Source organism: Zobellella sp. DQSA1 (assembly GCF_041950555.1).
GTDB lineage: Bacteria > Pseudomonadota > Gammaproteobacteria > Enterobacterales > Aeromonadaceae > Oceanimonas.
Map to the genome: position 1 here is coordinate 3,995,364 of NZ_CP169531.1, position 22,212 is coordinate 4,017,575.

General features: G+C 63.7%; 18 protein-coding genes. 10 read left to right on the forward strand and 8 right to left on the reverse strand.

The features are described from left to right. The first annotated feature begins 7 nt into the window (after positions 1–7). The 8 genes from ACEVBK_RS19000 to ACEVBK_RS19035 all read left to right on the forward strand — a co-directional run bounded on the left by ACEVBK_RS19000 (position 8) and on the right by ACEVBK_RS19035 (position 11,014). A complete protein-coding gene (locus ACEVBK_RS19000) occupies positions 8–1,171 on the forward strand; it encodes an iron-containing alcohol dehydrogenase (protein WP_375056438.1) in 1,164 nt (387 codons plus the stop codon). A gap of 9 nt (positions 1,172–1,180) precedes the next feature. Next, positions 1,181–1,882, forward strand: coding sequence for a glutamine amidotransferase (locus ACEVBK_RS19005; RefSeq protein WP_375056439.1), 702 nt, complete (start codon positions 1,181–1,183; stop codon positions 1,880–1,882). Positions 1,883–1,975: 93 nt separating this feature from the next. Beyond that, positions 1,976–2,194 carry a hypothetical protein gene (locus ACEVBK_RS19010; RefSeq protein WP_375056440.1) on the forward strand — a complete coding sequence of 73 codons (219 nt, stop codon included), beginning with the start codon at positions 1,976–1,978 and terminating at the stop codon, positions 2,192–2,194. Between the two features lie 75 nt (positions 2,195–2,269). Continuing rightward, positions 2,270–3,178, forward strand: a complete 909-nt coding sequence (locus tag ACEVBK_RS19015) for a DMT family transporter (protein WP_375056441.1) — start codon at positions 2,270–2,272, stop codon at positions 3,176–3,178. A 164-nt stretch (positions 3,179–3,342) separates the two neighbouring features. Then, positions 3,343–5,133 carry an aminopeptidase P family protein gene (locus tag ACEVBK_RS19020; protein WP_375056442.1) on the forward strand — a complete coding sequence of 597 codons (1,791 nt, stop codon included), beginning with the start codon at positions 3,343–3,345 and terminating at the stop codon, positions 5,131–5,133. A gap of 216 nt (positions 5,134–5,349) precedes the next feature. Beyond that, the gene (gene pssA, locus ACEVBK_RS19025) at positions 5,350–6,699 is read left to right on the forward strand and encodes a CDP-diacylglycerol--serine O-phosphatidyltransferase (RefSeq protein WP_375056444.1); all 1,350 of its coding nucleotides are present in this window, start codon (positions 5,350–5,352) and stop codon (positions 6,697–6,699) included. A gap of 141 nt (positions 6,700–6,840) precedes the next feature. Continuing rightward, positions 6,841–8,913 carry an ATP-dependent DNA helicase RecG gene (recG, locus tag ACEVBK_RS19030; RefSeq protein WP_375056445.1) on the forward strand — a complete coding sequence of 691 codons (2,073 nt, stop codon included), beginning with the start codon at positions 6,841–6,843 and terminating at the stop codon, positions 8,911–8,913. A 67-nt stretch (positions 8,914–8,980) separates the two neighbouring features. Then, positions 8,981–11,014, forward strand: a complete 2,034-nt coding sequence (locus tag ACEVBK_RS19035; protein ID WP_375056446.1) for a hypothetical protein — start codon at positions 8,981–8,983, stop codon at positions 11,012–11,014. 42 nt (positions 11,015–11,056) lie between these two features. On the opposite strand, the gene ACEVBK_RS19040 is transcribed toward ACEVBK_RS19035, so the two are convergent. The 5 genes from ACEVBK_RS19040 to typA form a co-directional block, all read right to left on the reverse strand. Then, positions 11,057–11,947: a YiiD C-terminal domain-containing protein gene (locus ACEVBK_RS19040; protein WP_375056447.1), complete on the reverse strand. Its 891-nt coding sequence runs from the start codon at positions 11,945–11,947 to the stop codon at positions 11,057–11,059. Between the two features lie 69 nt (positions 11,948–12,016). Further along, positions 12,017–12,454, reverse strand: coding sequence for a D-aminoacyl-tRNA deacylase (gene dtd, locus ACEVBK_RS19045; RefSeq protein ID WP_375056448.1), 438 nt, complete (start codon positions 12,452–12,454; stop codon positions 12,017–12,019). Continuing rightward, positions 12,451–13,410 (reverse strand): prolyl aminopeptidase, encoded by a 960-nt coding sequence (pip, locus tag ACEVBK_RS19050; RefSeq protein WP_375056449.1) that lies wholly within the window; start codon positions 13,408–13,410, stop codon positions 12,451–12,453. The genes dtd and pip overlap by 4 nt, the downstream gene beginning before the upstream one ends. Next, positions 13,410–14,312, reverse strand: coding sequence for a virulence factor BrkB family protein (locus ACEVBK_RS19055; protein ID WP_375056450.1), 903 nt, complete (start codon positions 14,310–14,312; stop codon positions 13,410–13,412). Before ACEVBK_RS19055 ends, pip begins: the two co-directional genes overlap by 1 nt. A 253-nt stretch (positions 14,313–14,565) precedes the next feature. After that, positions 14,566–16,377 carry a translational GTPase TypA gene (typA, locus tag ACEVBK_RS19060; RefSeq protein WP_375056451.1) on the reverse strand — a complete coding sequence of 604 codons (1,812 nt, stop codon included), beginning with the start codon at positions 16,375–16,377 and terminating at the stop codon, positions 14,566–14,568. Positions 16,378–16,711: 334 nt separating this feature from the next. Here typA and glnA point away from each other — a divergent pair, with 334 nt between their 5' ends. After that, a complete protein-coding gene (glnA, locus tag ACEVBK_RS19065) occupies positions 16,712–18,121 on the forward strand; it encodes a glutamate--ammonia ligase (RefSeq protein ID WP_375056452.1) in 1,410 nt (469 codons plus the stop codon). A gap of 268 nt (positions 18,122–18,389) precedes the next feature. Here glnA and ACEVBK_RS19070 read toward each other — a convergent pair whose 3' ends face one another. Genes ACEVBK_RS19070 through slyA form a run of 3 tightly spaced genes read right to left on the reverse strand, consistent with a single transcriptional unit; the run spans position 18,390 to position 20,912 of the window. Next, positions 18,390–19,403: a DUF2955 domain-containing protein gene (locus ACEVBK_RS19070; protein WP_375056453.1), complete on the reverse strand. Its 1,014-nt coding sequence runs from the start codon at positions 19,401–19,403 to the stop codon at positions 18,390–18,392. Between the two features lie 8 nt (positions 19,404–19,411). Further along, positions 19,412–20,461 carry an HlyD family secretion protein gene (locus ACEVBK_RS19075; protein ID WP_375056454.1) on the reverse strand — a complete coding sequence of 350 codons (1,050 nt, stop codon included), beginning with the start codon at positions 20,459–20,461 and terminating at the stop codon, positions 19,412–19,414. A 4-nt stretch (positions 20,462–20,465) separates the two neighbouring features. Continuing rightward, entirely contained in the window at positions 20,466–20,912 is a 447-nt protein-coding gene (gene slyA / locus ACEVBK_RS19080) for a transcriptional regulator SlyA (protein WP_375056455.1), read from the reverse strand. A gap of 245 nt (positions 20,913–21,157) precedes the next feature. Here slyA and glnL point away from each other — a divergent pair, with 245 nt between their 5' ends. After that, positions 21,158–22,207 carry a nitrogen regulation protein NR(II) gene (gene glnL, locus ACEVBK_RS19085; protein WP_375058608.1) on the forward strand — a complete coding sequence of 350 codons (1,050 nt, stop codon included), beginning with the start codon at positions 21,158–21,160 and terminating at the stop codon, positions 22,205–22,207. Positions 22,208–22,212 lie beyond the last annotated feature (5 nt).

The window sequence follows — 22,212 nt, forward strand, 5'->3', positions numbered from 1 at the left end:
AGCCGCCATGAACCATTATGTCGCCAACTGGAATTACCCCACCCAGATCCGGGTGGGCATGGGCCGCATCAAGGAGCTGGCCGAGGGCTGCCGCCGGCTCGGCATGGGGGCGCCGCTGCTGGTAACGGATCCGGGGCTGGCCGCCCTGCCCATGGTGCCCGCCATCGTCGCCGCCTGCCGGGAACAGGGGCTGGAGATGGCGGTGTTTTCCGCCATCAAGGGCAACCCGAACGGGGAAAACGTTGCCGCCGGGGTGGCCGCCTTCAGGGCCGGCGGGCACGACGGCGTGGTCGCCCTGGGCGGCGGCTCGGCGCTGGACGCGGGCAAGGCCATCGCCCTGATGGCGGGCCAGGACAGGCCGCTGTGGGACTTCGAGGATGTGGGCGACAACTGGACCCGGGTAAAGGTGGACACCATGGCGCCGGTGGTGGCGGTACCCACCACCGCGGGCACCGGCTCGGAAGTGGGCCGCGCCGCGGTGATCACCGACCAGGCCAACCACATCAAGCGCATCATCTTCCACCCCGCCATGCTGCCGGCCCTGGTGATCCTGGATCCCGAGCTGACCGTCGGCCTGCCGGGCAAGGTGACCGCCGCCACCGGCATGGACGCCCTGTCCCACAACCTGGAGGCCCTGTGCGCCCCGGGCTATCACCCCATGGCGGAAGGCATCGCCATGGAAGGCATCCGCCTGATCCACCAGTACCTGCCGCGGGCGGTGCGGGACGGCTCGGACCTGGAAGCCCGCTGCCAGATGCTGGTGGCCTCCTGCATGGGCGCCACCGCCTTCCAGCGCGGCCTGGGGGCCATGCACGCCCTGGCCCACCCCATCGGCGCCCTGTACGACGCCCACCACGGCCTGCTCAACGCCATCCTGATGCCCTATGTGCTCGAGGCCAACCGGGAGGCGATTACCCCGGTGATCGAACGGCTGAACCGCTACCTGGGGCTGGAACAGGGCGGCTTCGACGGCGTTATGGACTGGGTGCTGACCCTGCGCGCCGAGCTCGGCATTCCCTCCACCCTGGGCGAGATCGGCATAGCGCCGGACCAGGCGGAGCGCATCGGCGCCATGGCGGCCGCGGACCCCTCCGCCGGCAGCAACCCCATCGCCTTCAGCGCCGAGCAATACGCCCGGCTCTGCCGGCAGGCCATTACCGGCGCCGGCTAAGGAGGCCCGATGAAAATAGGAATATTGCAGTGCGATGACGTGCTGGACCAGCTTCAGCCCCGGCACGGCAACTACCCCGAGATGATCCGCCGGCTGCTGCTGGCGGTGGACGACAGCCTGGAATTCGTGGTGTACCGCGCCCTGGACCACCAGTTGCCGGAACACCCCGCAGCCTGCGACGCCTACATCACCACCGGCAGCCGTTACGGGGTCAACGATGGCCACGACTGGGTCAACCGGCTGGCGGACTTCGTTGCCCTGCTGTATCGGGAGCGGCGCAAGCTGGTGGGCATCTGCTTCGGCCACCAGTTGATGGCCAAGGCCCTGGGCGGCGAAGTGGTGCAGTCGGACAAGGGCTGGGGCATCGGGGTGTCGTTCAACCAGGTGGACAAAACCAAGCCCTGGATGACACCGCCTTCCCGCGCCCTGGACCTGGTGGTGAGCCACCAGGATCAGGTGATCCGGCTGCCGGCCGGCGCCGAGGTGCTGGCCGGCAGCCCCTTCTGCCCCTTCTACATGGTGCAGTATGGAGAGCACTTCCTCGGCATCCAGGGCCACCCGGAATTCAGCCGGCCCTACTCCGCCGACCTGATGGCCACCCGGCTGGAGCGCTTCCCGCCCCACCGCTACCGGGAAGCCCGCGCCTCACTCGGCGCCGAGGTGGACGATCTGCTGCTGGCCCGCTGGATGCTGGCCTTTATGAGATCCTGATTTCTCTCCCAAGGGCTGCCCGGTGCCGCCCTTTCCTTTTTCCCGGCTGGTCTAACATAGTAAGCTGACCTTTTCGGACGAGGGAGAACCACCATGCTGCTATGGATACTGGTGTTGGGGGCGGGAATACTGGTCACCTCGCTGCTGGTCAACCAGGGCCGCGCCCAGGGGGAGCTGGAAGAGCGGATACAAACGCTGGAGGCGGACAACCGGCAGTTGCGCGAGCGGATAAACACCCTGGAGGAGCTGGTGCTGGAGCGGGAAAAACGCCGTCCCTTCGAGGACATGGCCAAAGATCCCGACCCAGGCTGAAAGCTCCGCCTCTTCTCCTGCCGCGACTAATTGCCTACACTGATGGCCTCTGTCTCCCGCAGGCCCGATATCAAGATGAAAGATCAGAAAAAAGCCTACCTGTTCGGACTGGGGGCGGTAGCCTGCTGGTCTACCGTGGCCACCGCCTTCAAGCTCTCGCTCGGCTACTTTTCCCCGGCCCAGTTGCTGCTGGTGGCCACCGCCACCTCGCTGCTGCTACTGCTCGGCCTGCTGGCGGTGCAGGGCAAGCTGAGGTACCTGGGCCGCTATCTGCGCGCCCGGCCCGGCTACTACCTGCTGCTGGGGCTGCTCAACCCGGCGCTCTATTATCTTATCCTGTTCCAGGCCTACGACCGGCTGCCGGCCCAGCAGGCGCAGACCCTCAACTACACCTGGGCCATCACCCTCACCCTGCTGGCGGTGCCCTTCCTCGGCCAGAAGATCCGCGGCCAGGACTGGGTGGCCATCGTGCTCGGCTACCTGGGCGCCATGGTCATCGCCACCCGGGGCGACCTGCTCGGCCTGAACTTCGAGGATCCTTTGGGGGTGGCCCTGGCGCTGGTGTCCACGGTGATCTGGGCCGGCTACTGGATACTCAACACCCGTAACCAGGGCGATCCCCTGGTGGCGCTGACCCTCAGCTTCCTGCTAGCGTTACCCTTTGTGGTGCTGGCCACCGCCCTGTGGTCGAACTTCGCCCTCACCGCCTGGCAGGGCTGGGTGGGCGCCGTCTACGTGGGCCTGTTCGAGATGGGCTTTGCCTTCGTGATGTGGCTGCTGGCCATGAAACATGCGGAAAACACCGCCCGCATCTCCAACCTCATCTTTATCTCGCCCTTCGCCTCGTTGCTGCTGCTGCGTTTCCTGGTCGGCGAGGCCATCTACCCGGCCACAGTGGTGGGGCTGGTGATGATAGTGGCGGCCCTGTTGATCCAGCAGCTCAGGCTCGGGCCCCGGTTTGCCAAGGCTTCCCGGGCAGAGTAGAGTGAACGGATCGCAAACCCAGTACGATTTCAGATGAGCCGGGCTCCCTACAAAACCCTGACCCAGTCGGCGGTCGATGCGCTCCGCGCCCGCACTCTCGGGTGCCGTCGGTACCGGCGGGCCAGTCCATCAAGCAACTACTCACTTCGCGTTAAGGAATCGCCATGACTTATGCCACCCGCCTTGCCGCCGTCCGGGACAGCATGAACCAGCAGGAGCTGGACGCCTTTATCGTGCCCCACGACGATGAACACCTGGGCGAGTACATACCGCCCTACGCCGAGCGGCTGGACTGGATCAGCGGCTTCAACGGCTCCGCCGGCGCCGCCGTGGTGCTGGCCGACAAGGCCGCCATCTTCGTGGACGGCCGCTACACGGTGCAGGTGCGCCACCAGTGCGACCCGGCGCTGTTCGAATTCCGCCACCTGATAAGCGAGCCCTTCCTCGACTGGACGGCGGAACAGCTGAAAGCCGGCAGCCGGGTCGGCTTCGATCCCAAACTACATAGCCGGGGTTGGCACCAGGCGGCCGAGGCCCGGTTGGCGGAAAAAGGCATCCATCTGGTGCCGCTGGCCCAAAACCCCGTCGACCTGCACTGGCACGACAGACCGGCGCCGGAAAGTCGCCCCGCCCTGCTGCTCGACCAGGAATACAGCGGCCAGCACAGCGAGGCCAAACGCCACCGCATCGCCGAAACCCTCAAGGCCAAGGGGGTGGACGCCCAGTTACTGACCCAGGCCGAGCCCATCAATTGGCTGCTGAACATTCGCGGCCGTGACATTCCCTGCCTGCCGGCGGTGCTGAGCTTCGCCCTGCTGCACCAGAACGGTGCCGTGCAGCTGTTCGCCGACCCCGCCAAGTTCGAGGGCCTGGATCTGGCCGGCCACTGCGGCGCGGACGTCATCCTCTCCCCCATGACCGAGCTGGAGCAGGCACTGACCACCCTCGGCGCCAACGGCGCCCGGGTCCAGCTCGACCCGGCCACCGCCAACGCCTGGAGCGCCCTGGTGCTGGAGCGGGCCGGCGCCGAGCTGGTGCTCGCCGACGACCCCTGCATGCTGCCCAAGGCCTGCAAGAACCCGGTGGAAGTACACGGCAGCCGCGCCGCCCACCTGCGCGATGCCGTGGCGGTGTGCCGCTTCCTGGCCTGGCTGGACCGCCGGGTGGCCGAGCCCCATCCGGAACAGGAAGACGAAGGCACCCTGGCCGACCGGCTGGAAGCCTTCCGCGCCGAGCTGCCCGAATTCGTGGAGCCGAGCTTCAGCACCATCTCCGCCCTGGGACCCAACGCCGCCATGTGCCACTACCGGCATAGCAACGGCACCCCGCGCAAACTGGGGCAGGATGCCATCTACCTGGTGGATTCGGGCGGCCAGTACCTGGACGGCACCACCGACATCACCCGCACGGTGGCGGTGGGCGAGCCCGGCGCCGAAATGCGAAAGCTGTTCACCCTGGTGCTGCGCGGCCATATCGACCTGGCCTGCGCCCGCTTCCCCGCCGGCACCGGCGGCCTGCAGCTGGACGCCCTGGCGCGCCTGCCCCTGTGGCAGCAAGGCTACAACTTCGACCACGGCACCGGCCACGGTGTGGGCCACTTCCTCAGCGTACACGAGGGCCCACAGCGCATTTCGCCCAAGGGCAGCATGGTGCCGCTCACCACCGGCATGATCGTCTCCAACGAGCCCGGCTACTACCGGGAAGACGCCTTCGGCATCCGCTGCGAAAACCTGGAAGTAGTGCGCCCGGCCGACACCGACGGCGACATTCCGGTATTCGAGTTCGAAAACCTCACCTGGGTGCCCTTCGACCGCCGGCTGGTCGACCTGGCCTGGCTCGAACCCAAACATGTGCAGTGGCTGAACGACTACCACGCCCAGGTGTGGGAAAAGGTCGGCCCGCGCCTCGCCGGGGAAGACCTCGCCTGGCTGGAACAGGCCACCCACCCACTGTAAGTCCCGAGCGGGGCTGGGGCGCTGCAGGGCCGAATCTATTGGCCAAACCACGGCCCCGCTACGGGAATGGCTCATTGAAATGGGCCCTACGGCGGAAACTGGCTTCCATCCCCCGCTTCCACCATTTGCCGCCTTTCCCCAAAATTCGGTACACTGGCCCGAATTTTGTCGTTTGAGTATGGTCTTAAGCGGCAGCCTTACTAACCGGGTTTATCTATGCCACTCGCCAATTACTACCGAACATTGCTGGAGCACCTGCCTACCCTGGCAGTGGACGCCGACCGGGTAGAGGTGCTGTATTCCGCCCGGGCGTTCAGGCAACGGCTGCTGGAGCTGATCGCCGCCGCCCACACCCGCATCTACCTGGTGGCCCTTTACCTGCAGGACGACGAGGCCGGCCGGGAAATCCTCGGCGCCCTCTACCAGGCCAAGCAGGCCAGGCCGGCACTGGATATCCGCCTGTTCGTCGACTTCCACCGCGCCCAGCGCGGCCTTATCGGCCACCGGGGCCAGGGCGGCAATCACTGCATGTACCAGGAATTCGCCGCTCGCCACGAGCATGCCATCCCCGTTTACGGCGTACCGGTCAAGGGCCGGGAAATACTGGGAGTACTGCACCTCAAGGGCTTTATTTTCGACGACGTGGTGCTGTATTCCGGCGCCAGCCTCAACGACATTTACCTGCACCAGCAGGACAGATACCGCTTCGACCGCTACCACCAGATCACCGACGCCAAACTGGCGGACAGCATGGTCGACTATATCGACCGCCTGTTCGGCAACAACCCGGCGGTGCCGCTGCTGAGCCAGCCGGACATTCCCCGCGCCCGCCAGTTGCGCCATGCCATCCGCCAGTTCAAGCAGCAGATGCGCCGGGCCCATTACCAGTTTGATGATGTCAGCCGCAAACCGGGTCAGGTAGCCGTCACCCCGCTGGCCGGCCTCGGCAAGTTCGGCAACCGGCTCAACCGCGCCATCCGCCACCTGCTGCGCGGCACCCGGGAGAAGATCTTTATCTGCACGCCCTATTTCAACCTGCCCAAGCTCCTGGCCAAGGATATCCGCGGCCTGCTGAAGAAAGGGGTGGAAGTGACCCTGGTGATCGGCGACAAAACCGCCAACGACTTCTATATTTCGCCGGAAGAGCCCTTTCGCACCATAGGTGGCCTGCCCTATCTGTATGAAACCAACCTGCGCCGCTTCGCCCGCGCCAACCAGACCTTCATCTACCAGGGCAAGCTCAATATCATGCTCTGGCGCCACGAGCGCAATTCCTACCACCTCAAGGGGCTGTTCGTGGACGACGATTTGGCCATGATCACCGGCAACAACCTCAACCCCCGCGCCTGGGGCCTGGATCTGGAAAACGGCCTGCTGCTGCAGGATCCGGAACGGCTGCTGCAGGCACGCTTCGAGGCGGAGCAGGCCAATATCCTGGAACACTGCCGGCGACTCACCCATTTCTCGGAGATCGAGGAGCTGGAAGACTACCCGGTGCCGGTGCAGAAGCTGCTGAAGCGGGTGGCCCGTACCCGCGCCAATGTACTGCTGAAGCGACTGCTGTAAAAACCGGGATTCGGGAATAGGGACTGGCGGGGCAGTCCCCAGTCCCCAGTCCCCAGTCCCCAGTCCCCAGTCCCCAGTCCCCAGTCCCATTTTAATCCCGCCTCTGCTATCCTCTGTAAATATTTACAGTACGGGACCATCATGAATCTGGACCACATGTCCCTCAGCCTGCTCAAGGGAGTGGGCGACAAGATGCTGGAGAAGCTGCACCGCCTGGGCCTGGAGACGGTGCAGGATCTGCTGTTCCACCTGCCCCTGCGCTACGAGGATCGCACCCGCCTTTCGCCTATCGCCGACCTGATGCCGGGCATGCACGTCTCGGTGGTGGGCGAGATCGTCGACAACCACATCAGCTACGGCCGCAAGCGCATGCTGATCTGCCGCCTGCGCGACCCCAGCGGCACCCTGACCCTGCGCTTCTTCAACTTCGCCGCCGCCCAGAAAAACAGCCTCGCCGCCGGCACCCGGCTGCGGGTATTCGGCGAAATCCGCCCGGGCCACCACGGCCTGGAGATCATCCACCCGGAATACAGCCTGCTGCAGGGCGAGCAGCCGGCAGAGACCGAAGCCAGCCTGACCCCGGTATACGGCACCACCGAAGGGCTGCGCCAGCTGACCCTGCGCCAGCTCAGCGAGCAGGCCCTGGCCCTGCTCGAGCAGCAACCGCTGCGGGAGCTGCTGCCCGATGGCCTTTACGACCGCCAGCTCGGCCTGAACGAGGCGGTGCGCCTGCTGCACCGGCCGCCACCCGACGCCTCCCTGCTGCAGCTCGAGCAGGGGCAGCATCCCGCCCAGCGCCGGCTGGTGATGGAAGAGCTGCTGGCCCACAACCTGTCGGTGCTCAAGGTGCGGGAACAGAGCCAGGCCCACCGCGCCCGATCACTGCCCTGCCCGCAACCGCTCATCGACCGCTTTCTCGCCCGGTTGCCCTTTTCCCCCACCGGCGCCCAGCGCCGGGTGGTGGCGGAGATCGGTGCCGACCTGCAGAAAACCGTGCCCATGATGCGGCTGGTGCAGGGGGACGTGGGCTCGGGCAAGACCCTGGTGGCTGCCCTGGCGGCGCTGCAGGTGATCGGCAACCAGGGCCAGGTGGCACTGATGGCACCCACCGAGCTGCTGGCCGAGCAACATGCCAACAACTTCGCCGCCTGGCTTTCCCCCCTCGGCATCCAGGTGGGCTGGCTGGCGGGCAAGGTCAAGGGCAAGGCCCGGGCCGCACAGCTGGACCGGCTCGCCAGCGGCGAGCTGGCGATGATAGTGGGCACTCACGCCCTGTTCCAGGAGCAGGTCCAATTCGACGCCCTGGAGCTGGTGATCATCGACGAACAGCACCGCTTCGGGGTACACCAGCGCCTGGCTTTGCGCGAGAAGGGCAGCCAGGGCGAGGTCTATCCGCACCAGCTGATCATGACCGCCACCCCCATCCCCCGTACCCTGGCGATGACCGCCTACGCAGATCTGGATACCTCCATCATCGACGAGCTGCCACCCGGGCGCACCCCGGTCACCACCGTGGCCATTCCCGACAGCCGCCGCGACGAAATCGTGGCCCGGGTGCGCCAGGTGTGCCGGGAACAGGGCCGCCAGGCCTACTGGGTCTGTACCCTGATCGATGAATCGGAAGTGCTGGAATGCCAGGCGGCGGAAGACACCGCCACCACCCTTTCCGCCCAGTTGCCGGAGTTGAAGGTCGGACTGGTACACGGTCGCATGAAGCCGGCGGAGAAACAGGCGGTGATGGCCGACTTCAAGGACGGCCGCCTCGACCTGCTGGTGGCCACCACCGTCATCGAAGTGGGGGTGGACGTGCCCAACGCCTCGCTGATGATCATCGAAAACCCCGAGCGCCTGGGCCTGGCCCAGTTGCACCAGTTGCGCGGCCGGGTGGGCCGGGGCGCCACCGCCTCCCACTGCGTGCTGCTTTACCACGCCCCTCTGTCGAAGACCGCCGGCCAGCGGCTGGGAGTGCTGCGCGACACCAACGACGGCTTCGTCATCGCCCAGAAGGACCTGGAAATCCGCGGCCCGGGCGAACTGCTCGGTACCCGCCAGACCGGCCTGGCCGACCTCAAAATTGCCGATCTGGTGCGGGACCAGGCGCTGTTGCCCGAGGTACAACGGCTGGCCCGTTACCTGGCCGACCGCCACCCCGGGCTGGTGGATCCGCTGATCCGTCGCTGGCTCGGCCTGCGTGATCATTACGGCAAGGTATGAGCCGGGATATTTCCGCCCAGGCTCAAGCTATGTATGATACAAGTTCCGGATTTTTAAGGAATGTTCCATGAGAAAGCTGGCCAGGAAGCTGTTGCTCGCCCTGTTGCTGCTGGGAGCCGCCGGCTGGCTGCTGCTCAGTTTCTTCGATGCCAACCAGCTGAAAAAACCGGTGCTGGGCTGGCTTAACGAACACACCGAGCTGGATATCGCCATCGGCCGGCTGGAATTCAATCCCCTGCATCCCTACAAACTGCTGGCGGAAGACGTACGCCTGGGGGACTGGTTCCAGGCGAAACAGCTCTATCTGGAATTGGCGCGGCTGTCGCCCCTCGCGGGCCACACCCGCATCGCCGTGCTCGACGTGATCGACGGCCAGGTCCGGCTCGACCGGGCCACCGACCTGACCTTGCCGGACAACCTGGCCAATATCACCGTCGACGAGCTCAACACCAAGAACCTGATCCTGGCCTGGGACGGCTGGGAAGCCCAGGGCGCCAATCTCAAGCTGAACGGCTGGCAGCCCAGGCGCAACGGGGACTGGCGCTGGTGGTCCGACATGACCCTGAGCGGCCAGGTACGCCAACTGTCCCACCCCTGGCTGGAAATGTCGCGTATCAGCCTGGAAGGCCGTATCCATCGCCGCCAGTTGCAGATCGACAACGTGCGCAGCCGGCTGTTCGACGGTCTGTTCGAGGCCAGTCTCAGCCTGGATCCGACCAGCCGGGAGCTGACCCTGAACGGCCCCCGCTTCAGCCACAACAAACTGCAGTTCAGCCAGGCACCGGCGCTGCCCGAGGGCTGGACCCTGCTGCTCAACCGCGCCAGCCTCCAGGATCTGAGCATCACCAGCCCCTGGCTCACCGCCAACGGCATCGACGGCAGTCTCCGCTACCTCGAGTGGCAGCCCGGTGCCCTGCCCGAGGCCCGGGGCGACTGGCAGGCCGACGAGGCGGTGCTGGACTGGTTGCGGCTCGACGCCCATCAGGGCCAGTTGCTGAGCAACCGGGAACGACTGGGCCTCAGCCTGCGGGGCAAGGCCTACCAGGGCAACCTGGAAGCCGAGTTGGGCTGGTTTCCGCAGCAGGGCCGGCTGGATATCGACAACCTGCAGCTGCTGGACAGCAAGCTGGAATGGCTGCCCGACCTGCACTGGCCGGTGCCCGATGTCCGCATTCACAAGCTCAACCTCAGCCAGACCGAACTGCTGTCGGCCGATCCTGCGCTTCCCTTGTCACTGCACGGTGGCCAGCTGTTTATCACCGATCTGGCCTGGTCTACCGAACAGTGGCGCCCGCTCAGCGATCAAGCCCGCCTGGAAGGCGGCTGGAACGAACTGGCCTACGACAGCCTGATCAGCCGCCGGGGCAGTTTCAGTGCCCGGCTGGACGATACCCGCCTGCTACTGGATGAGCTGAGGGGCGAGTTTCTCGAGGGCACCGTCAGGCTCAGCGGCAATCTGGGACTCTATCCCCCTCACCGGGCCCGGCTGCAGCTTGAGGCCGAACGCCTTGCCCTGCGCCGGCTCAGCAGCTGGCTCAGGGGCGAGCGCGGCTTTTCCGGCACCCTGTCGATGAGCGCTACCCTGGCCGGCGAGCCAAAGCTGCCGCAAAGCTGGGAAGGTAACCTGGCACTAGAAGGCAGCGATGTCTTTATCGAACGGCTGGGGCTGGATAACTGGCTAAAGGCTAGGCTGGGTGAGGATTACACCCGGCCCAGGCAGGTCGACCCCTTGCTGGCCGCCCTCGACCTGGAAAGCTCGGACGCCTTTATCTACAAAACCGAGCTGAAGGGGCCGGTCGCTCAGGGCCAATGGCAACTGGATGGCAGTGCGGTGCAAAGCGTACGCCACCTGCTGGCCATTCGCGGCAAGCTGGACTTCGCCGGTGGCTGGCAGCTGGATCTGGGAGCAATTAACGATCAGGGTTGCCGGGAGCTGGCCATCCGCCTGGAAGAAAGCTGGGCGGCGCCCCGGCTGCGGCTGCACCAGCCGGCCCTCGACGACCCTTGCTCCCCTTGGTATCGGGGTCCCGTTCCCTACCCCGCCGCCGGCCTGCCCGGCCGGTTGACCGAGGCGGTACGCAACCTGCCGCAGGAGCCGTAAGCTGGAAGATAACGTCCAGCCTCCGGCTTATCGCTTCCAGCTTTAGTGCGGTAATATCACATAACGACCATTGAAGGTGGCGGCCTTGGCGTCGCCGCTGTACAGGGTCACGTTCAGTTCCACCCGCACCCGCTCGCCGTTTTTCAGCGGCAGCAGTTGCTCGCGCAGCCGGCCCTGTACTTCGGCGGTGGGCTCGTCCCATACCGGGGTCAGGTACTTGATCTCGCCGCTGCCCTGCACGATGTCGCCACTCACGCCGTATTCCTGCATCTGCAGCCAGATCAGCCCCCAGCCGGTGAGCACACACTGGCTATAGATGCTGCCGGCGAACATGGATTCATGCAGGTTGAGGTTGGCGGTCAGGTTGGCCTTGGTCTTGAACTTGGTGCCGGTGTACTGGGTGATCTTGACGCCCATCTTCTCGCTGATGGGAATACGCCGGTGCCACTGGCGCTGCAGCTCGTCGCACAGCTCGGGACAATGGCGGATCTGGTGGATGGGCGTCAACGCCTTGATCATCTGCCGGTGCGGTATCTTGCCGAAACTGATGGGGCCCTCGCCCACCACGGTAAAGCCGCAACGGCCGTAGAAGGCCACCGCTTCTTCCCGGGCGTTCATCACCAGGCGGCGCACCCCTTCCTGCCGGGCCACCTGCTCCAGAGCCTGCACCATACGGGTACCCAGCCCCTTGTCCCGGCATTCGGGGATCACCGCCATAAAGCGGATCTGGGCTTCGTCGCCGCTCACATAGAGGCGGCCCACGGCCGCCAGCTTGCCGTCCTTGTCCACCATCATGCGGTGGTGGGCATATTCGTCAAACTCGTCCCGCTCCGAGCCCCTGGGCTGCTGCCAGGGCTTGCGCAGCAGTTGCCAGCGCAGCAGGTAATAGGCTTCAAGTTCCGCTTCCGTTTGCGGGGTGACCACACGATACATGGTCTGCTCCTGTTATGGTTATCTATGGATATCTTGCCGCGCGCCGCGGCAGTGTGCAATGAGCGCGGTTCAGACCTGCAGCCAGAAGGTAACGGGACCGTCGTTGATCAGGGCCACCTGCATCTCGGCGGCAAAGCGGCCCGACTCGGTGGTCACCCCTCGATCCCGTGCCGCCATCACAAAATAGTCGTACCAGCGTTCGGCATCGGCCGGAGCCGCGCCCCGGGAAAAACTGGGCCGCAGGCCACTGTTGGTGTCCGCCGCCAGGGTAAACTGGGACACCACCAGCAGGCTGCCCCCGGCCTGGCGCAGGTTGAGGTTCATCCTGCCCTGTTCGTCGCCGAACACCCGGTAGCTCAATACCTTGTTCAGCAGCTTGTCGGCCTTGGCCCGGTCGTCGTCTCGCTCGACGCCCAGCAACAGCAGCAGGCCGGGTCCGATGGCACCCACCCGCTCGCCGGCCACGGTCACCGAGGCCGAACTGACTCTCTGGATCAGCGCTATCATGCCTGTGCCAACTCCTTCGCCATATGATCGGTGGCTTTCACCAGGGCGTCTATGATACCCGGTTCGAAGGCGGAATGTCCGGCCCCGGGTACAATTTGCAGCACTAATTCGGGCCAATGCTCGCCCAGACAGGCGGCGGCGGCCGGCTTGCAAATGGCGTCGTAACGGCCGTGCACCAATATGGCCGGCAGGTGGCGAAGAGCATCCAACCCGCGGATGATGTAATTCTCATCTATAAAACAATCATTTATAAAATAGTGACACTCGATACGCGCCAAGGCCAGGGCACTGTGCGCCTCGCCGTAATAGGCCTCCGCGTCCACTCTCGGCAGCAAGGTGGCGATACGCCCCTCCCAGACTGCCCAGGCCCGGGCGGCATAGAGCCGGGCCAGTTCGTTATGGCTGGTCAGCAACTGGTAGTAACGACTCAACAGGTGACGGCTGTCACCGTCCAGCGGCGCCAGGAAATCCCGGTAATAATCGGGAAACAGCTGGGCGGCCCCGCCGTCGGGCTGATACAGCCAGTGCAGATCCTGCTCCCGCCCCAGGAAGAGACCGCGCAGCACCAGTCCCCGCACCCGTTCGGGATGGGCGATGGCGTAGCACAACGCCAGGGTCGAGCCCCAGGATCCACCGAACAGCAGCCAGGATTCCACATCCAGATGTTCACGGATCTGCTCCATATCGGCGATCAGGGCCTGGGTATGGTTGTCGGCCAGCTCGGCATGAGGCTCGGATTGCCCGGCCCCACGCTGGTCGAACAGTATGATGCGGTAGCGTTCGGGATCGAAGAAGCGCCGGTGTTCAGGGCTGGTACCGGCCCCGGGGCCACCGTGCACCAGCAGCACCGGAATGCCGAGCGGATTGCCGCTTTCTTCCACGTAAATCCGGTGTCGTTCGGATACTTGCAGCCACTGCTGCCGGTTGGCGGCAATGGTCGGATACAGGGTTCGCATCAGCACTCATCCTCTGCCGGGTTGCTGTCGTCTGCCTTAAAGCTTAGCCCCTGGCTGTGCTCGTAGTCACCGAGGCTGGCGGTCAGTTCGGCGCCCAGCAACACGATCAGCCAGCTCAGGTAGATCCAGACGAACAGGATGGGAATGGTGGCAAGGGCACCGTAGATGGCTTGGTAGGAGGGAAACTGGGTGATGTAGAAGGCAAAGCCGCGTTTGGCCAGTTCGAACAGGGTCGCCGCCACCAGGGCGCCGCAGATGGCGTGGCTGAAGCGTACCCGGATATTGGGCACTACCATATAGAACACCACAAACATCAGGGTGGAGAGAAAAAACGGCAGTGAGCTCAGCAACAGGGCTCCCAGGCCGAGGAAATCGTCCCCCTGGAAGAAACGCATCGAGGTGACGTAGGAACTCATCGCCAGGCTGGCGCCGGCCAGGATCGGGCCCAGGGTCAGTATCATCCAGTAGGTGGAAAAGGCCACCGACCAGCGCCGTTTCTGGGTGACCCGCCAGATATGGTTGAAGTTCTGATCGATGGCGGAGATCAGCAGCATGGCGGTGACCGCCAGTGCCGCCACCCCCACCGCCGTCATGCGCGAGGCGTTGTCCACAAAGCCCTGGATATGCTGCTGCACCACGTCACCGGCGGCGGGCACGAAGTTGGCGAACACGAAATTCTGGATGGTGTCTCTGAGCTCGGCAAACATGGGAAAGGCCGACATCATGGCGAACACCACGGCGATCAGCGGTACCAGTGACAGCAGGGTGATATAGGCCAGATAACCGGCGGTCACCGTCAGCCGGTCCTGTTGGGCTCGTTTCAGTACGAAGCGGCCGAAATCGAAGCCGTGCTCCCGGATAAAACGCAGGCGATGTTCGATGCGCGCGACAACATTGCTCATGGGTGATCCTGTTTCGCTGGAAATGAACGCTTATTGTGGCAAATCAGGCGGGTGCAGTGCCAGTCGGATATGCACCGGCCGGTGGCGGAGCCCTCGCAGCCGGCTGACAAACCTTGGGAGCTTGATGTGGTCACTCCCGCGAAGGCGTGAGTCCAGCGCAAACTGTCATGGCTCTTCGCCCACGCGGAGATGAGCACTACCTTTAACCGCCAACAAAAAGGGCGCCGCAGCGCCCTTGTCGACAAGGTAAGATTTATGCCCGACCGGCGCGCTTGCGCTCGTTTTCGGTCAGCAAACGCTTACGGATACGAATGTGGTTCGGGGTGACTTCGACCAGTTCGTCGTCATCGATGAACTCGAGCGCCTGCTCCAGGGTCATCTTGATCGGCGGCACCAGGGTCAGCGCCTCGTCGGTGCCGGCGGCACGGATGTTGGTCAGCTGCTTGCCCTTGAGGCAGTTCACGGTCAGATCGTTGGAACGGTTGTGAATACCGATCACCATGCCTTCGTATACCTCGGTGGCGTGCTCGATAAACAGCCGGCCGCGGTCCTGCAGGTTGAACAGGGCGTAGGCCAGGGCCTTGCCCTTGCCATTGGAGATCAAGACGCCGTTGTTGCGCTGGCCGATATTACCGCCCTTGTGCGGGCCGTAATAATCGAAGCTGTGGTACATCAGGCCGGAGCCGGAAGTCAGGGTCATAAACTCGGTCTGGAAGCCGATCAGGCCCCGGCTGGGGATCACGAAGTCGATACGCACCCGGCCCTTGCCATCCGGCACCATGTTGGTCATCTCGGCCTTGCGCTCGCCCAGCTTCTCCATCACCGAGCCCTGGCTGCTTTCTTCCACGTCCACGGTCAGGTTTTCGAAGGGCTCCATCTTGACGCCGTCTTCTTCCTTCAGGATCACCTCGGGGCGGGATACCGCCAGCTCGAAACCTTCCCGACGCATGTTTTCGATCAGGATACCCAGGTGCAGTTCACCCCGGCCGGACACGCGGAATTTGTCGGGATCCCCGGTTTCTTCCACCCGCAGTGCCACGTTGTGCACCAGTTCCTGCTTCAGCCGTTCCATGATGTTGCGGGACGTCACGTACTTGCCGTCCAGGCCGGCGAAGGGCGAGGTGTTGACCTGGAAGGTCATGGTCACGGTGGGCTCGTCCACCGACAGCGGCGGCAGGGCTTCAACGGCACCCTGGGCACAGACGGTATCGGAAATTTTAAGTTCACCCAGGCCGGTAATGGCCACGATGTCGCCGGCATTGCCTTCGGTGACTTCGTGACGCTTCAGACCCAGATAGCCCATGACCTGGCCGATCTTGCCGTTGCGGGTCTTGCCGTCGGCACCCACCACGGTGACCTGTTGGTTGACCTTGACGCTGCCGCGCTTGATCCGGCCGATGCCGATAACCCCCACGTAGGAGGAATAGTCGAGCTGGGAGATCTGCATCTGCAGCGAGCCCTCCAGATCCGCGTCGGGTGCCGGCACCTGATCGACGATGGTCTGGAACAGGGCGGTCATGTCCTCGGCCGGGGTGTCGGCATCGAGTGAAGCCCAGCCGTTCAGACCGGAGGCATAAACGACCTGGAAGTCGAGCTGGTCGTCGGTGGCGCCCAGGTTGTCGAACAGATCGAATACCTGATCCATCACCCAGTCCGGACGGGCACCGGGCTTGTCCACCTTGTTGATCACCACGATGGGCTTCAGCCCCTGGGCAAAGGCTTTTTGGGTCACGAAGCGGGTCTGCGGCATGGGCCCTTCCTGGGCGTCCACCAGCAGCAGCACCGAGTCCACCATCGACATCACCCGCTCCACTTCACCACCGAAGTCGGCGTGTCCGGGGGTGTCAACGATGTTGATGCGGTAGTCGTTCCAACGAATGGCGGTGTTTTTGGCAAGAATGGTAATGCCGCGCTCCCGCTCGAGATCGTTGGAGTCCATGACCCGCTCTTCGGCTTCACCACGGGATTCCAGGGTGCCGGACTGCTGCAGCAGCTTGTCCACCAGGGTGGTTTTGCCATGGTCAACGTGCGCGATGATGGCGATATTACGTAAATTTTCTAACATTCCTGCCTCAAAAATACCGGGGTGGGTAAAAAATGGTCGGTCATTTTACTCGGCCACCCCGGATCTGCCTAGCATAATTGAAAATTACTGTTGGGTGGCTTCCCAAGCAGCAGCCGATGCACCATGATGGGAAGTGCCAACGGCATCGTGCACCAAAAAGATCCACGAGCGCACCAGCGTGGTGCATAACCTTGCTGTCTGGCGATGTCGTAGCAGAATAAAACATAACTGTGACAAGCATTTGACGATTTGGCACAGTTTTCGCTTTGTGTTTTGGCAACTGATGAATTTGTTCATCAGACCCTAGGATGATTATTTTTGGAGGTCGAAATCCATGTCAGCAGAAAACGTACTGGCCATGATCAAGGAACACGATGTCAAATTCATCGATCTGCGTTTTACCGATACCAAAGGTAAGGAGCAGCACGTCAGTATTCCGGTCAACCAAATCAACGAAGATTTCTTTGAAGACGGCAAAATGTTCGATGGCTCCTCCATCGGCGGCTGGAAGACCATCAACGAGTCTGACATGGTGCTGATGCCGGATCCTGCTACTGCCGTAATGGACCCTTTCACCGAAGACGCCACCCTGAACATCCGCTGTGACGTACTCGAGCCGAGCACCATGCAGGGCTACGACCGTGACCCGCGCTCCATCGCCCGTCGCGCCGAAGAATATCTGGTGTCCACCGGCATCGCCGACACCGTGCTGATCGGTCCCGAGCCCGAATTCTTCATGTTCGACGACGTCCGCTTCCACACCGACATGGCCGGCAGCTTCTTCAAGATTGACGACTCAGAAGCCAAATGGAACTCTGGCCGTGACTATGCGGAAGGCAACAAGGGTCACCGTCCGGGCGTGAAAGGCGGCTATTTCCCGGTTGCCCCGGTTGATTCTTCCCAAGACATCCGCTCTGCCATGTGTCTGATCATGGAAGAGATGGGCCTGGTGGTTGAAGCTCACCACCACGAAGTCGCCACCGCCGGCCAGAACGAAATTGCTTGTAAATTCAACACTCTGACCCTGAAAGCCGACGAGATCCAGATCTACAAGTACGTGGTTCACAACGTGGCTCACGCGTTCAACAAGACCGCGACCTTCATGCCCAAGCCCCTGGTCGGCGACAACGGTTCCGGCATGCACGTGCACCAGTCCCTGGCCAAGAACGGTGAAAACCTGTTCGCCGGCGACCTGTACGGCGGCCTGTCCGAACTGGCCCTGTACTACATCGGCGGTATCATCAAGCACGCCCGTGCCCTGAACGCCATCACCAACCCGTCCACCAACTCCTACAAGCGTCTGGTGCCCGGCTTCGAAGCCCCGGTCATGCTGGCCTACTCCGCCCGCAACCGCTCCGCTTCCATCCGTATCCCGCTGGTGGGTTCGCCCAAGGCCCGCCGTATCGAGACCCGTTTCCCGGATCCGGCTGCCAACCCCTACCTGGCCTTCTCCGCCCTGCTGATGGCCGGCCTGGACGGTATCCAGAACAAGATCCACCCGGGCGACGCCATGGACAAGGACCTGTACGATCTGCCGGCCGAAGAAGCCGCCGAGATCCCGACCGTGGCCGTGTCTCTGGACAACGCCCTGGACTGCCTGGACAAGGACCGCGAGTTCCTGACCCGTGGTGGCGTATTCAGCGACGAGTTCATCGACGCCTACATCAAACTCAAGCGTAAAGAAGCCGAGATCATCAACATGGCGACCCACCCGCTGGAGTTCGACCTGTACTACTCCGTTTAAGCTTGAAGCGATAAGCTGGAAGCCAGAAGTGAAAAGGCCCGGGTCATCCCGGGTCTTTTTTGTTTTTACTTCTAGCTTCCAGCCTGACTCTTAGTCACAAGTTTTTGTTGATGATAAGGTGCCAAGCGTCGGCCAAAGGACACTACTCCCCCGGCACGCCGTAAACCCATCCATGGGGGCTCCGCCGCGCCGGCGGAGATGGCCCTGTTGCCTCTGCTCTGTGTTAAATCAGACAGCCGGACTTGTGACTAAAAGTCAGGCTGACAGCTTATAAAACCTGGTGCCGGGTCGAAGGAAACAGGTTGAGCAGCTTGTGCACCACATAGACGCAGCACAGGGTCAGCAATATGGCCACCGTCATGGAGGTGAAGCGGTAGAGGGCGCTGAACATGAGATCGTGCTCGGGGGTCACATACTGGCCGAACAGGATACCGATGGTGGTGAGGCCGGCGAAGCCGACGCCCGGCATCGGCTCCCGGGCGTGCACCCGGGCGAACAGCATGGCGCAGATCCAGAAAGCCAACCCCAGCAGCAGCAGGTTGTGGTAATGGTCGTAGAGCAGCAGTTGGAACAGCATGCCCAGGGCGCAGCCGAGCAGAGTGCCGATGCAGCGCTGCCGGCCGGACTGCACCGCCCCGGCGAAGCTCATGGGAAAGAGGATCAGCACCGTCGCCACCTGGGCCGAGAGGGAATCCACCAGATTGACGCTCTGGAACACCACGAAGCTCAGGGTCGCCACCGTGGCGCCCAGCAGCGCCTGATGGCGGATGATATTGTCGCTCTTGGCGGGCAGCGCCCTGGGCTGGGCCGGCGCCTTGTTGGGCAACAGGCCGTAGGCCACATAGGCCAGCGCCACCGACAGCAGCGCGGCCATGATGTTGCTCGCCGCCATGTCCGCCAGATCGAACTGCCGGTAGCTGGCGAAATGCAGCATGATGCTGAGGCTGACGCAGCCCGAGGCCCCGAACAGCATCAGCGGCCCCCTGGCCATCAGCAGGAAACGCCCCAGGAAGAGACAGAACACCACCACCGTATAGCCTGGCGGCCAGTGCCCCAGCAGGCCCGGCAACAGCATGATCTCCAGCGAGCTCAGCAGGGCCGAGCCGACGAACTGCAGCACCACGAAACGGTTCAGCACCGGCACCATGCCCAGCAGCAGCATGGGATAGACGGTAAAGAACACCCCGAAGTTCCAGCCCATCACCTTGGCCACCAGCATGCCGGCGGCGCTGCCGAAAGCGATACGCAGGCAGCCGCGCAGCTTGTCTCCGCTCAGTTCCATCGCTCCCCCTAGTAGAGATAGCGCAACTGGCTCACCAGCCACAGCTGGAGCCGAGCCATGGTGCGGAACAGCCAGTTTTCAGTCGGGAACAGCTGCACCGTGGCCTTGGCGCCGGTGGCCAGGGCCGGCAAGGGATCATCCAGCCCGATTTGTATCCGCAGCCGCTGGGCATCCCGCACCCAGCGGTCTGAGTTCACCGGCTGGGCCAGTTGGCCGTCGGCCGCCTGCTGGCCTTCCCGCACCCCGCTGTCGATACTTTCGACATGGCCCCGGAACACCTCGCCCGGCAGGGCATCGAAGACGATGCCCACCGCGGTGCCGGCGGCCACATGGCGCAGGCTCTTCTCGCGCAGATCCGCCGTCACCCAGGCTTGCTCCGACACCAGCGCCAGCAGCGGAGCACCGGCCTGGGCATAATTGCCTTCCTTCAGTTGCAGGTTGCCGATGCGTCCCGCCACCTCCGCCCTCACCCGGGTGCGGGACAGTGCCAGCCGCGCCTGCACCCGGGCGTTTTCCGCCTGGCGCAGCCCAACCTCGGCCGCCCGCCCCCCCTGCCGGACTTCCTGCAGCCGGGCTTCGGCAGACAACAGCCCGCTGTGAGCCTGGGCCGCCAGGTTTTGTGCCTGCTCCAGTTGCTGGACCGACATATGGCCGCCCCGCTGCAACCGACCCAGCCGCCGCGCTTCCCGTTCCAGCTCCTGCGCTTGCAGCCGTTGCTGCTCGAGCTGGGACTCGGCCGCCCGCACCGCGGCCCCTTGCCGTTCCAGCTCGGTTTCGGCCAGCCCCAGATCCAGTTCGGCCCGCTCCAGCGCCAGCCGGTAGTCGCTGTCGTCCAGCTCGAACAGCGGATCGCCGGCCGCCACCGGCTGGTTGCTCTCGACCCATACCCGACTGACCTGCCCCGCCACCCGCGGCGCCACCGGCACCACGTAACGCTGTACCTGGGCCTGGGGCGTCATGGGGGCGTAGTTGTCGGCCAGCACGAAGTAGCCGAAACTGAGGATGAAAATGCCCAGGGCCACCTGGACCCAACGGCTGAAACTTTGCTCCGGCGTCACCTGCTTACCTCGTCGTTGCTGCGGATATATCCATGCCGATCCCTTGCAGATTTTGGTTGAGATGTTCAATCATCCGGTTGAACTCACGAATTTCCTGCTCACTGAGGCCGGCCAGCACCTGGCGGCGGGTGTCGTCCAACACCTCGTCCATCTGTGCCAGCACGGGCCCGGCCGCAGGGGTGAGATAGACCCGCTTACCCCGCCGATCGCTGGGACAGGGCCGGCGCTCCACCAGCCCCTGTTGTTCCAGGCCGTCCAGGGTGCGCACTAGGGACGGGTGCTCTACCCCCACCCGGCGCGCCAGCTGATGCTGCAGGATGCCGTCTTCCAGCTTGAGGTGAGACAGGGTAATCCAGCGGCTCTGGGTCAGCCCCAACGGTTTCAGGCGCTCGTCGTTCACCCAGCGCCATTGCCGCACCAGGCAGGCCAGCGCCATTCCCAAGGTTTTCATAAGTCCCCCACGTATTTAATTAGCATGCTAATTATGTTCTTGCTAACAATGATATTCAAGGGATTCCTGCGACCTTTCCAAGTCGGCAAGCTTTTTGCAGTGTCTAACAGGACAAGCCTTGTTCCGTCTCGCACCGAAGCGGAGCAAGCCGGGCAGGACGCACCACCAAGCAGCAATGCGTGATGATCGGAGTTAGAATAAGCGCACCATAGTGGTGCAAATGCCAAAAAGGGGGCAACACGGTGTTGGAATCTCAGATAAGCACCAAAGCAATCATCGACAATCTGCTCACCGCCGTACTGGTGGTGGACGGCAACCTGCTGGTGCACTTCGCCAACACCGCCGCCGAGCAGTTGCTGACCCTGAGCAAGCGCCGGCTGCAGGAGGCGCAGCTCGATCAGGTGGTAGAAGACATTTCCCTCGATATTCGCCGCATCAAGCGCTGCATCGAGAGCGAGCAGGGCTTTACCGACAGCGAAGTACAGCTGGTGATCGACGGTGCCCCACGCTGGGTCGATGTCAGTGTCACCCCCTTCAGCCTGGAAGGCAGGACCATGGCGCTGATCGAGCTGCGCCTTATCGATCAGCAGAAGAAGATCAGCCAGGAGCTGCAACAGCGGGCCCAGCAACAGGCCGCCCGCGAATTGGTGCGCGGCCTGGCCCATGAAATCAAGAATCCCCTCGGCGGCTTGCGTGGCGCCGCCCAGCTGCTGGAACGGGAGCTGGGCCAGGAAGATCTCAAGGAATTCACCCAGTTGATCATCGCCCAGGCGGATCGACTGCGTAACCTGGTGGACCGCCTGCTCGGCCCGCAGCGGCCCGGCCTGCGCCAGGTCACCAACCTGCACTCGGTGCTGGAGCAGGTACGCCAGCTGGTGGCGATGGAAATCCCCCAGGACATCCGGCTGAGCCGGGACTACGACCCCAGTATCCCCGACTTCGAGATGGACCCGGAGCAGTTGCAGCAGGCCTTCCTCAATATAGTGCGCAACGCCGCCGAGGCCCTGGGCGACAGGGGGCATATCCAGATCCGGACCCGCACCGCTTTCCAGGTCATGCTGCAGGGCCGCCGATACCGGCTGGCGGCCGAAATCCGGATCATCGACGACGGCCCCGGTATTCCCGAGCAACTGCGCGATACCCTGTTTTACCCCATGGTCACCGGCCGCGAAGGTGGTACCGGCCTGGGCTTGTCCATCGCCCAGGATCTGATCCACCAACACAAGGGGCGGATCGAGAGTCAGAGCCGTCCCGGACGTACCGAATTTATTATCTATCTGCCGTTACGACGATAGGAGAC